Below are 10,882 nucleotides of genomic sequence, written 5' to 3' on the forward strand. Positions count from 1 at the left end.
ATATCGGTGCCGGACTTCTTTTCGGGGTTTGCTGGCGTCTGACCGAGTGGCTGGCAAAATTCATGGGACTTGCAAATGGCTGACACCACAGTCCGCCCGCTGGCCGCGAGCGCGAAGAGCCTCACAAGATGACCGAGGTCGCCTTTCCCTACCTCCGCAGCGCAGTCCGCGGCATTGCATACCTCATGCTTTTCCTCGCGCCCCTCTTTTGCATCCTGAAGGCGATGGAAAATAGCGGAGACCGCGGTGGTCATGCCTGGGCCTATTTCCTGGCTTATGGCTTGGCCTGCTTCATGTCGGTAAGATTTTTTACCGAACACACAGTTGGCGGAGCGGTTGTCTTTGCAGCTTTGCTCTTGCCCGTCTTGCTGGTTGCACGTGCAATCATTTTTCGCTCACGCTGATTTTTGCCGAGGGATTTTATGGCTACTGAATATGACGTGATCGTGCTGGGATCGGGCCCCGGCGGCTATGTCGCGGCGATCCGCGCCTCGCAGCTCGGGCTCAAGACCGCCATCGTCGAGCGCGAGAACCTCGGCGGCATCTGCCTCAACTGGGGCTGCATCCCGACCAAGGCGATGCTGCGCTCGGCCGAGATTTTCCATTATATGCAGCACGCCGGGAACTACGGCCTTGTCGCGCAGGGGATCGAGGCGGATCTCGCCGCCATCGTCAAGCGCAGCCGCGGGGTGGCGAAACAGCTCAATCAGGGCGTCACGCACCTGATGAAGAAGAACAAGATCACCGTGCACATGGGCACCGGCACGCTGACCGGGCCGACCAGCCTCACCGTGAAGAGCGACAAGGGCGAAGAACAGCTAACCGCGAAGCACGTCATCGTCGCCACCGGCGCGCGCGCGCGTGACCTGCCCTTTGCGCCCGCCGACGGCAAGCGCGTGTGGACCTATCGCCACGCCATGACCCCTTCGGAACTGCCCGCCAAGCTTCTGGTGATCGGATCGGGCGCCATCGGCATCGAGTTCGCGAGCTTCTACAACGACCTGGGCAGCGAGGTCACGGTGGTGGAGATGCTCGACCGGATCGTGCCGGTGGAGGACGCGGACGTCTCCACCTTCCTCGAAAAGTCGCTGAAGAAGCAGGGCATCAGCATCATGACCGGCGCCGGGGTCGAGGCGCTGAAGGTCTCGGACGCGGGGATAACCGCCACCATCAAGGACAAGGCGGGCGCGAGCTCGACGAGCGACTTCACCCATGTGATCGTCGCCATCGGGATCGTGCCCAACACCGAGAATATCGGGCTCGAAGGGCTAACCGAAATGGACCGCGGCTTCATCCAGATCGACCCCTATGGCCGCACCAAATCGGCAGGGCTCTGGGCGATCGGCGACTGCACGCCCGGGCCGTGGCTGGCGCACAAGGCGAGCCACGAGGGCGTGACCTGCGCCGAGGCGATCGCGGCGGAACTGGGCAACAAGGATGTCCACCCGCACCCGCTCAACCGACTCGCCATTCCGGGTTGCACCTATTGCCACCCGCAGATCGCCAGCGTCGGCCTCACCGAAGCCAAGGCGAAAGAGGCAGGCTACGAGGTCAAGGTCGGCAGTTTCCCCTTCATCGGCAACGGCAAGGCCATCGCGCTCGGCGAGGTGGAGGGCTTCGTTAAGACGGTGTTCGACGCGAAGACCGGCGAGCTATTGGGCGCGCACATGGTCGGCGCGGAAGTCACCGAGCTGATCCAGGGCTACACCGTGGGCAAGGTGCTCGAAACCACCGAAGCCGAGCTGATGCAGACCATCTTCCCGCACCCGACCCTGTCGGAAATGATGCACGAAAGCGTCCTCGACGCCTACGGCCGGGCGCTGCACTTCTGATGGGCGGCGGGTCGCCTGAGGCCCTCAAGGGCGAGGATTGGGCAGGCGAGATGGGCGCGCGCTGGCTCGCGAGTCTCGATCGCTTCGAGGGCATGATCGCCCCCATCGGCAATGCATTGCTGGCGCGGGCGGCCTATCAGCCGGGCGAGCGGGTGCTCGATCTCGGCTGCGGCGGCGGGGCGACGACGCTGGCGATTGCGGGGGCCGTGGGGGCGGAGGGCGCGGCGCTCGGCCTCGACATTGCGCCGATGCTGATCGAACAGGCTGAGGAGCGCGCGGCAGCGACAGGCAGCCCCGCGCGCTTCGTGTGCGCAGATGCAGCCACTGCCGCGCTTGACGAACCGCCCTTCGACCGCCTGTTCTCGCGCTTCGGCTCGATGTTCTTCGCCGAGCCCGTGCCCGCCTTCGCCAACCTGCGCACCATGCTCGCACCCGGGGCACGGATCGACCTCGCAGTCTGGGCGCACCCGCGCGACAATGCCTGGATGATGGAGGTGATGGGCGTGGTCCGCGCCCACGTCGAAGTGCCCCCCGCCGTGCCGCGTGCGCCGGGCCCCTTCGCCTTCGAGGACCTCGCTTATCTGGAAGAGGTGCTCACTGGCGCAGGCTTCACCGGCTTCGAAGCGGAGGCCTATCAGGGCGAGCAGCCGGTGGGCGGGCCCGGTGCCTCTCCGGAAGACGCGACCGACTTCGTGCTCGCCTCGATGGCAGCAGGCCGCATTCTGGCAGAGCAGGGGGAGAACGTGCTGGCATCCGCGCGCGCGGATCTCGCAGCGATGTTCGCCCGCCATCACCGCGCGGGCGAGGGCGTGATGCTGGGTTGCAAGGCGTGGCTGGTGAGCGCGCGGGTGTAGGTTTGGAACGTGGCGGACAGGGTGGGATTCGAACCCACGGTAGGCTTGCACCTACGGCGGTTTTCAAGACCGCTGCCTTAAACCACTCGGCCACCTGTCCTTGCGCAATCGGCTAGCGCCGAACGGCGGTATTGTCACCTCCCTTCGCCGCGACGCGCGGGGAGAAAGCCGAACCCGTTGTTGGGAATTCATCCAAGGTGTGACATCCCTACGCGCATGATTCCCCGTCTGCTTCCTGCCGCCGCGCTTGCTCTGGCCGCCCTTGCCGCGCCGCCCGCCTCGGTGCCCGCGACCGCGCAGGCGAGCGTCGATGGCATCCCCTTCGATGCATATATAGAGCTTCTCAAGGCCCGCGCCCGGGCAGAAGGCGTGCGCGAGGATACGCTGGAGCGCATGACGGCCGGGCTCACCCCCAATCCGCGGGTGATCGCGCTCGACAACAACCAGCCCGGCAGCGCCACCACCCGCGGCTATCCGCCGATGTCGGACTACATCCGCACCCATGTCGACGGCGCGCGGATCGGCGGCGGGCGGGCGGTCCATGCCCAGCACCGCGACACGCTTGCCGCGATCGAGGCGCGCTACGGCGTGCCTGCGCCGATCATCCTCGCGATCTTCGGCCACGAGACCAGCTATGGCCGGGTCAAGGGTGACTTCGACCTTGCCCGCAGCCTTGCCACCCTCGCCTGGGAGGGCCGCCGCCGCGAGTTGTTCGCGGGTGAATTCGTGGCGCTGATGAAGATCGCCGAAAAGGGCTTTGCGCGCGAGCAGCTGGTCGGCTCATACGCCGGAGCCTTCGGCAACCCGCAATTCCTGCCCAGTGTCTACCTTCGCCTCGCGACCGACGGCGACGGGGACGGGCGCGCCGACATCTTTGCCAACCGCGCTGACACCTTCGCCTCGATCGCCAACTATTTCCGCGATGCCGGGTGGCGTCCCGGCGAGCCATGGGGCGTGGCGGCGGCAGTCCCGGCGGGTTTCGATGCCTCGGCCTATCGCACCCGCCTCGTCTCGCCAGTCTGCCCGCGCGTCCACGAGCGGCTCAGCCGCTGGATGACGGTTGCCGAATGGCGCGCGGTCGGGATCGAACCGCTGCGCCCGCTCGGCGAAAACGTGATGGCCGCCTTCTTCCAGCCTGACGGCCCCGGCACCCGCGCCTGGCTGCTCACCGGCAACTACCGCGCGATCCTCGAATATAACTGCTCGAGCTATTATGCGATGAGCGTCGGGCTCCTGGCTGACGAAATCGTGAACTGATGCCCCCGCCCGCCTCGCCAAGAGGCGAGGGGGCCGATATAGCCACCCGCGTGATGTTCCCCCGATTGCTGCCGCTTGCCCTGACGCTCCTCGCCCTTGTCGCCGGGCTGCCCGCGCGCGCGATGCTGCCCGATGTGGGCCTCATGCTCCCCCCGGTGCTGCCTGCGGTCCCCACCGCCGCCGAGGCGCCGGTCGCGCTGCTGGTTGATCTGGGGAGCGGGCAGGTACTCCACGCGCGCCGCCCCGATGCGCGCTTCATGCCGGCGTCGGTCACCAAGGTGATGACGCTCTACCTGGCATTCGAGCTGATTTCCCAAGGCCGGCTCGATCCCGCGCAGGTCTTCGTGATGAGCCCCGCCATCGCGCGCGAATGGCGGCGCAAGGGATCGACGATGTTCCTCGACATGGGCGAGCGGGTAGCTGTCGACGACCTGCTGCTCGGCATCGCCAATGTCTCGGCCAATGACGGGGCGGCGGTGCTGGCCGAGGGGCAGGCGGGATCGGTCGCGGCGTGGACACAGGCGATGAACCGCACCGCGCTCGGCATCGGGATGACCGGGAGCCACTTTGCAAGCCCCAATGGCTGGCCCGACGAGGGGCGCACCTTCACCACCGCGAGCGACCTTGTCGCGCTCGCCCGGGCGATGATCACGCGGCATCCGGACAAGTTCGGCTATTACGTCGGGCGCAGCGGTCTGGATTACAAAGGCATAGCACAGGTCAACCACGATCCGATGATCGGGCGGGTGCCGGGCGCGGACGGGATCAAGACCGGCTTCACCAACGAGGCGGGCTTCTCCTACCTCGGCACCGCACGGCGCAACGGCCAGCGACTGGTGCTGGTGCTGGCCGGAGTGCCCAACGGGCGGTTGCGGGCGCGGGTCGCGCGGGCCTATGTCGAGTGGGGGTTCTCCGCCTTCGAGCGCCGCCGGCTTTTCGCACCGGGCGCGGTGGTGGGCGAGGCGCGGGTGCAGGATGGTGATGCGCGCAAGATGGCCCTGAAGGCTGCCGGGCCTATCGCGATCAACCTGCCCAAGGGGAGCACCGGACCGCTTGCCGCCACGATCCGCTACGAGGGGCCGCTCCGAGCGCCGATCGCTGCCGGACAGGAAGTCGCGGTGCTGGAAGTCACTGCCGAAGGCGTCGCGCCGGCACGCATCCCGCTCTACGCCGCGACAAGCATCGGCACCGCCGGGCCGCTCGACCGGATCTTCAACGCCGTGGCAGGTATTTTTTCGTGACGGGTTCCGGCCGCTTCATCGCCTTCGAGGGCGGGGAGGGGGCAGGCAAGTCCACCCAGGCGCGGCTGCTGGCCGAGGCCCTGCGCGCGCGCGGCCTCACCGTGGTCGTCACCCGCGAACCGGGTGGCACGCCGGGCGCCGAGGCGATCCGCGCGCTGCTGCTCGCGCCGCCTGGGGCGGGCTGGCCGCCTCAGGCAGAGGCGCTGCTCTTCGCCGCCGCCCGTTCCGATCATGTCGCCCACCTGATCCGCCCGGCACTGGCGCGCGGCGAATGGGTGATCTGCGACCGCTTCGTCGATTCGAGCCGCGCCTATCAGGGCGGGGCAGGGGGCCTTGGCGACACAGCGATCACCGCGCTCCACGCCTTCGGCAGCGGCGGCATGCGACCCCACCGGGTCATTTTGCTGGAAGGTGATGAGGCAGCGCTTGCAGGGCGTCTCGCCGCGCGCGGGGAAGCCGCCGACGCCATCGAAGGCCGCCCGGTCGAATACCACCGCGCTGTGGCACAAGCCTTCCGCACGCTCGCCGAAGCCGATCCCCGAGGCTTCGCCCGCATCGACGCCCTCGGGGCGCCTGAAACCGTCCACGCCCGGATCATTGCGGCGCTCGGAGACCTCCTCCCGTGACCGGCAGGCCTGCGACCGACTGGCCCAACCACGCCGAAGCCTGGCGGGCGTGGCGCGACGCACTGGCGGGCGAGCGGATGCATCATGGCTGGCTGCTTGCGGGCAAGGCGGGGCTGGGCAAGCGCGACTTTGCCATGGCCGCCGCGCGCGAGCTGGTGGCCGAGCCCGGCGTGCCGCAGCCCTCGGGCGAGCACCCTGACATCATCACCCTCACCTATGGCCCCAAGGACGACAAGGGCGAGAAGGCGCAGGCCGAGGGCAAGCCCTTCGAACTCGCCCGCTCGATCCGCATCAAGCAGATCCGCGCGATGCAGCGCCGCCTCATCACCCGGCCGACCTTGGGGAGCAGACGCGCGATCATCATCGACCCGGCCGACGATCTCGAGCGCAATGCGGCTAACGCCCTTTTGAAGAGCCTCGAGGAGCCGCCCGCGGGCACCTTCTTCCTGCTGGTGACGCACCGCCCGGCGCGGCTGCTGCCGACCATCCGCTCGCGCTGCCGCACCCTGCGCTTCCCGGTGCTGACCGATAGCCAGCTGGGCGCGATGCTGCACGCCGGTGGTCTGCCTTCCGACGCGCAGGCGATTGCCGCCGCCGAAGGCTCGTTCGGCGCGGCGGTGCGCTTTGCCGAGGAGGATCTCGCACCCATCGCCCGGGTGATCTCGGGCCTCCTGGCAAGCGGCGACAGCTGGATGACGGGGCGCGGGGAGCTTGCCCGGCTGATCGGCCCGCGTGCCGGGCGCGAGCGGGTGCAGGCGATCCTCGACCTAGCGCAATCGCTCGCCGCCCGCGCCGCCCGCGCCGCCGAGGATCCAGTCCGCCGCGCACGGCTGATCGACGCCCACACCGCCCTCGTCCGGCTCGCCGCCGAGGCCCCCACGGCCAATTTCGACCCCGCCCTGCTCCCCTTCGAGATCGGCAGCTTGCTTGTCGCCGCCGCCCCCGCTAGCGAACCGGCCCATGGCTGAGACGACCCCCTTCTACATCACCACCGCGATCAGCTACCCCAACGGGCGCCCGCATATCGGCCACGCCTATGAGGCGATCGCGGCCGACGTGATCGCGCGCTTCCAGCGCCTTTCGGGCCGCCGCGTGCGGTTCCAGACCGGCACCGACGAGCACGGGCTCAAGATGGCGCGCAAGGCCGAAGAGCAGAGCCGCACCCCCGCCGATCTCGCCGACGAAATGTCGGGCTATTTCCGCGAGATGTGCGACGCTCTGAACGTCTCCTATGACCGCTTTATCCGCACGTCCGAGCCCGATCACCACCGCGCCAGCCAGGCGATCTGGCAGGCGATGGAGGCCTCTGGCGATCTCTACCTCGACCGCTACGAAGGCTGGTACTCGGTCCGCGACGAGGCCTATTACGACGAGAGCGAATTGCAGGAAGGCGAGGGGGGCGAGAAGCTCTCCCCGCAAGGCACGCCGGTCGAGTGGACGGTCGAGGAAAGCTGGTTCTTCCGGCTTTCCAAGTATCAGGACCAACTGCTTGAATTGCTGAAGACCCCAGGCTTCCTCGAACCGGCGAGCCGCCGTAACGAGATGATCGCCTTTGTCGAACAGGGCCTGCGCGATCTGTCGGTCAGCCGCACCAGCTTTGACTGGGGGGTGAAGGTGCCCGGCAGCGAAGGGCACGTCATGTATGTGTGGGTCGATGCGCTCACCAATTATCTGACCGGCCTAGGCTACCCCGACGACATGGGCGACTTGTGGCCTGCCAGCCTGCACCTGATCGGCAAGGACATCGTGCGCTTCCACACGATCTACTGGCCGGCCTTCCTGATGAGCGCCCAGCTGCCGGTGCCGCAAAAGGTGTTCGGCCACGGGTTCCTGCTCAATCGCGGGCAGAAGGAATCGAAGTCGCTCGGCAATGTCACCGATCCGCTGGAGCTGGCGGAACGCTTTGGCGTGGATGCCTTGCGCTACTTCCTGATGCGCGAAGTCGCCTTTGGACAGGATGGAAGCTATTCGCCCGAAGCGATTGTTTTGCGTGCGAATGCTGAGCTGGCCAACAGCTTCGGCAATCTGGCGCAGCGCACCTTGTCGATGATCGTGAAGAACATGGACGGGCGGCTTGAGCCCTTCGAACTCGCTGATGCGGATTCGGCGCTGCTCGACCAGGTATACGATGCCTGCGCGACCGAACTGCCCAGCCATTTCAGCAATCTGTCCTTCTCGAGCGGCATCGAGGCATGGCTGCGCGCGGTCTATGCCTGCAACCAGTATGTCGATGAACAAGCACCTTGGGCGCTCAAGAAGGCCGATCCTGAACGGATGAAGGTTGTGCTGCAGACGCTCTTCCGTGCGATCCGAGACCTCGCCATCGCTATCCAGCCCGTCATCCCGGACAAAGCCGCAACGCTGCTTGATCAATTGGGTATCTCGACGACCGAGCGTGCCTTTGAAGCACTCGCGGATGGATCATGGTTCTATCGGCTAGCGTCGAGCGGCTTCACCGTCGCCCCGCCGACCCCGCTGTTCCCTCGCCTTGAGCTGCCTGCCGAGGAGGCGTGATGCTTGTCGATAGCCACTGCCACCTTGAATACAAAGGCCTCGTCGAGAACCGCGAAGGCGTATTGCAGCGCGCGCGGGCGGCGGGGGTGGGGGCGTTCCTGAACATCTCGACCCGCCAGAGCGAGTGGGACCAGGTGGTCGGCACCGCGGCAAGCGAGCCGGATGTCTTTGCGAGTGTCGGCATCCACCCGCACGAAGCAGACGCACACCAGGACTTGGGCCGCGCCGCGCTGCTCGAAGCCACGCGCCACCCCAAGGTCGTCGCGATCGGTGAGACGGGGCTCGACTACTATTACGACAAGTCGGACAGAGAGGCGCAGAAGCGCTTGTTCCGCATGCATATCGATGTTGCGCGCGAGACGCAGCTGCCGCTCATCATCCACACCCGCGACGCCGAGGACGACACCCATGCGATCCTCGCCGAGGAGATGGGGAAGGGGGCCTACCCCGCGCTGATCCACTGCTTCACCGCCTCGGCCGATTTTGCCGAGAAAGTGCTGGCGTTGGGGCTGACGATCTCGTTGTCGGGCATCGTGACCTTCAAGAATGCCAAGGAGTTGCAGGAGGTCGCAAAGATGATCCCTGAGGACCGGCTACTGGTCGAGACCGACAGCCCCTTCCTCGCTCCCGTCCCGCACCGGGGGAGGGTGTGCGAACCAGCCTATGTGTCCGACACTGCCGCCTTCGTTGCGGGCCTTCGCGGAACGGATGTGGAACACCTCAAGCAGGTGACCACGGCGAATTTCTTCAACCTGTTCAGCAAGGCGGCCCTGTGAAGCTGGTGATGCTCGGTTCGGGCACCTCGACCGGGGTGCCAAGACTGGGCGGGCCCGACGGCGCGGGTGACTGGGGCGACTGCGATCCGGACGAGCCGCGCAACCGTCGTACGCGGGTCTCGATCATGGTCGAGAGCGCGGAAGGTCGTCGGCTGCTCGTCGACACGTCATCCGATTGTCGTGCGCAACTGCTCGCCAACCGGATCGGGCATGTCGACGCGGTGTTCTGGACGCACGACCACGCCGATCACTGCCACGGGATCGATGACCTTCGCGTGCTGCGCTACGGACGCGGCGGGCCGATTCCGGGCTTCGCCGAAACCGAGACCGTGCGGCGGCTGCGCCAGCGCTTCGGCTATGTATTTGCCGGGCAGGAAGGCTATCCGACGATCTGCACGCTCGACACGCTCGACAGGCTCAGAATGATCGCGGGCTTCGGGGTCGATTGGTGCCAGATGGCGCACGGGCCTGGCGAGACCACCGCATACCGCTTCGAAGCCGATGGCAAGAGCATCGGCTATGCCACCGATTTCAGTGCGATTTCGGACGAGATGATCGACCTGTTCTACAACATCGACATCCTCGTCAGCGATTGCCTGCGCCGCGAGCCGCATCCAACCCATGCGCATCTCGGTATGGCGATCGAACTGGGCGAAGCCTGCAAGGCGGGCCGCGTGGTGCTGAGCCATCTCGACAAGAGCATGGATTACGCCACGCTGTGCGCCGAGGTGCCGGACTTCGTCACCGTGGGTTATGACGGGCTGGAGATGGTCGCATGAACGCCGGTCTGACGGTCGCTCTGATCTCTAGCCTTGTGTGGTTGATGCTGATGGGCAGCGCATTTGCCTCCTACCGCCTCGGTTGGGGGCAGACGATCAAGATGGCGCTGACCTGGGTAGCGATTTTTGGCGGGCTGTACCTGGTGGTGGAGTGGTTCATGATCGCGCAGGGCACCGCCTCGTCGTTGATGTAGATTTTACATAATATATATTATCCATCTCGAGGACCGCAATGAGCGACGCTCCCCCGCAGCCCCCTATCGACCGTCTGCTTGCGATCATGACCGCCTTGCGCAATCCTGATGCGGGATGCGAATGGGATCTGGCACAGGACTTCGCGACGATTGCGCCCTATACGATCGAGGAAGCCTACGAAGTCGCAGATGCGATCGCTCGCACTGACATGGCCGAACTGCGCGAGGAACTCGGCGACCTCCTGTTTCAGGTCGTCTTCCACGCCCGCATGGCCGAGGAAGCCGGCCATTTTTCCTTCGATGATGTCGCAGGAGCCATCGCCGACAAGATGGAAGCCCGCCACCCGCATATCTTCGGCGATGCCGGAGGCACGATGACCGAGACGCGCTGGGAGGACATGAAGGCGCGCGAACGCAGCCGTAAAGGCGTTGCGAGTGCACTGGACGGCGTCGCGCTCGCGCTGCCGGCCCTGATGCGCGCCGAAAAGCTCCAGAAACGCGCCGCGCGCACCGGGTTCGACTGGCCCGATCCCTCGGGCTCGGAAGCCAAGATCGCCGAGGAAATTGCGGAACTTAACGCCGCCTCCTCGGAAGCGCACAAGCTCGAGGAAGCGGGCGACCTGTTGTTCGCTGCGGTCAATTTCGTGCGCGCGCACGGGATCAGCGCCGAAGAAGCCCTACGCGCGGCCAACGCCAAGTTCGAGGCGCGGTTCCGGGCCATGGAGGCGCTGGCGGGGGTCGAAGCCTTTACCAGGCTCTCGCTCGATCAGCAGGAAGAGCTGTGGCAACAGGTCAAAAAGACCTGACAA

The 10,882-nt window shown here is 66.4% G+C and carries 12 protein-coding genes and 1 tRNA gene; 11 read left to right on the forward strand and 2 right to left on the reverse strand.

Features of this window, described 5'->3' with window-relative positions:
- A partial coding sequence (locus NBV68_RS13410; protein ID WP_296310582.1) for a hypothetical protein occupies nt 1-254 on the reverse strand: 254 nt, incomplete at its 3' end.
- Nucleotides 255-422: 168 nt separating this feature from the next.
- Here NBV68_RS13410 and lpdA point away from each other — a divergent pair.
- On the forward strand, nt 423-1,832 hold the full coding sequence (gene lpdA / locus NBV68_RS13415; RefSeq protein WP_296310583.1) for a dihydrolipoyl dehydrogenase: 1,410 nt from the start codon (nt 423-425) through the stop codon (nt 1,830-1,832).
- Nucleotides 1,832-2,686 carry a class I SAM-dependent methyltransferase gene (locus tag NBV68_RS13420; protein ID WP_296310585.1) on the forward strand — a complete coding sequence of 285 codons (855 nt, stop codon included), beginning with the start codon at nt 1,832-1,834 and terminating at the stop codon, nt 2,684-2,686. The genes lpdA and NBV68_RS13420 overlap by 1 nt, the downstream gene beginning before the upstream one ends.
- A gap of 10 nt (nt 2,687-2,696) precedes the next feature.
- Here NBV68_RS13420 and NBV68_RS13425 read toward each other — a convergent pair.
- Nucleotides 2,697-2,786 (reverse strand) — tRNA-Ser (locus NBV68_RS13425).
- Between the two features lie 116 nt (nt 2,787-2,902).
- Between NBV68_RS13425 and NBV68_RS13430 the strand changes: the two genes are divergently transcribed.
- The 9 genes from NBV68_RS13430 to mazG are packed head-to-tail and all read left to right on the forward strand — an operon-like array spanning nt 2,903 to nt 10,879.
- On the forward strand, nt 2,903-3,943 hold the full coding sequence (locus tag NBV68_RS13430) for a lytic murein transglycosylase (protein WP_296310587.1): 1,041 nt from the start codon (nt 2,903-2,905) through the stop codon (nt 3,941-3,943).
- Nucleotides 3,943-5,184 carry a D-alanyl-D-alanine carboxypeptidase family protein gene (locus NBV68_RS13435; RefSeq protein WP_296310588.1) on the forward strand — a complete coding sequence of 414 codons (1,242 nt, stop codon included), beginning with the start codon at nt 3,943-3,945 and terminating at the stop codon, nt 5,182-5,184. The genes NBV68_RS13430 and NBV68_RS13435 overlap by 1 nt, the downstream gene beginning before the upstream one ends.
- The gene (tmk, locus tag NBV68_RS13440; RefSeq protein WP_296310590.1) at nt 5,181-5,810 is read left to right on the forward strand and encodes a dTMP kinase; all 630 of its coding nucleotides are present in this window, start codon (nt 5,181-5,183) and stop codon (nt 5,808-5,810) included. The genes NBV68_RS13435 and tmk overlap by 4 nt, the downstream gene beginning before the upstream one ends.
- Entirely contained in the window at nt 5,807-6,778 is a 972-nt protein-coding gene (locus NBV68_RS13445) for a DNA polymerase III subunit delta' (RefSeq protein WP_296310592.1), read from the forward strand. The genes tmk and NBV68_RS13445 overlap by 4 nt, the downstream gene beginning before the upstream one ends.
- On the forward strand, nt 6,771-8,324 hold the full coding sequence (metG, locus tag NBV68_RS13450) for a methionine--tRNA ligase (RefSeq protein WP_296310593.1): 1,554 nt from the start codon (nt 6,771-6,773) through the stop codon (nt 8,322-8,324). The genes NBV68_RS13445 and metG overlap by 8 nt, the downstream gene beginning before the upstream one ends.
- Nucleotides 8,324-9,100, forward strand: coding sequence for a TatD family hydrolase (locus NBV68_RS13455; RefSeq protein ID WP_296310594.1), 777 nt, complete (start codon nt 8,324-8,326; stop codon nt 9,098-9,100). Before metG ends, NBV68_RS13455 begins: the two co-directional genes overlap by 1 nt.
- Nucleotides 9,097-9,879, forward strand: coding sequence for an MBL fold metallo-hydrolase (locus NBV68_RS13460; RefSeq protein WP_296310595.1), 783 nt, complete (start codon nt 9,097-9,099; stop codon nt 9,877-9,879). The genes NBV68_RS13455 and NBV68_RS13460 overlap by 4 nt, the downstream gene beginning before the upstream one ends.
- Nucleotides 9,876-10,073 carry a hypothetical protein gene (locus tag NBV68_RS13465; RefSeq protein ID WP_296310596.1) on the forward strand — a complete coding sequence of 66 codons (198 nt, stop codon included), beginning with the start codon at nt 9,876-9,878 and terminating at the stop codon, nt 10,071-10,073. Before NBV68_RS13460 ends, NBV68_RS13465 begins: the two co-directional genes overlap by 4 nt.
- Nucleotides 10,074-10,111: 38 nt before the next feature.
- Nucleotides 10,112-10,879, forward strand: coding sequence for a nucleoside triphosphate pyrophosphohydrolase (mazG, locus tag NBV68_RS13470; RefSeq protein WP_296310598.1), 768 nt, complete (start codon nt 10,112-10,114; stop codon nt 10,877-10,879).
- The last annotated feature ends 3 nt before the right edge of the window (nt 10,880-10,882 follow it).

Origin of the sequence: Erythrobacter sp. (assembly GCF_023653175.1) — a bacterium.
GTDB lineage: Bacteria > Pseudomonadota > Alphaproteobacteria > Sphingomonadales > Sphingomonadaceae > Erythrobacter.

Coding starts and splice junctions, on each gene's coding strand:
- lpdA (WP_296310583.1), top strand. CDS start 423: ATGGCTACTGAATATGACGTGATCGTGCTGGGATCGGGCCCCGGCGGC.
- NBV68_RS13420 (WP_296310585.1), top strand. CDS start 1,832: ATGGGCGGCGGGTCGCCTGAGGCCCTCAAGGGCGAGGATTGGGCAGGC.
- NBV68_RS13430 (WP_296310587.1), top strand. CDS start 2,903: ATGATTCCCCGTCTGCTTCCTGCCGCCGCGCTTGCTCTGGCCGCCCTT.
- NBV68_RS13435 (WP_296310588.1), top strand. CDS start 3,943: ATGCCCCCGCCCGCCTCGCCAAGAGGCGAGGGGGCCGATATAGCCACC.
- metG (WP_296310593.1), top strand. CDS start 6,771: ATGGCTGAGACGACCCCCTTCTACATCACCACCGCGATCAGCTACCCC.
- NBV68_RS13455 (WP_296310594.1), top strand. CDS start 8,324: ATGCTTGTCGATAGCCACTGCCACCTTGAATACAAAGGCCTCGTCGAG.
- NBV68_RS13465 (WP_296310596.1), top strand. CDS start 9,876: ATGAACGCCGGTCTGACGGTCGCTCTGATCTCTAGCCTTGTGTGGTTG.
- mazG (WP_296310598.1), top strand. CDS start 10,112: ATGAGCGACGCTCCCCCGCAGCCCCCTATCGACCGTCTGCTTGCGATC.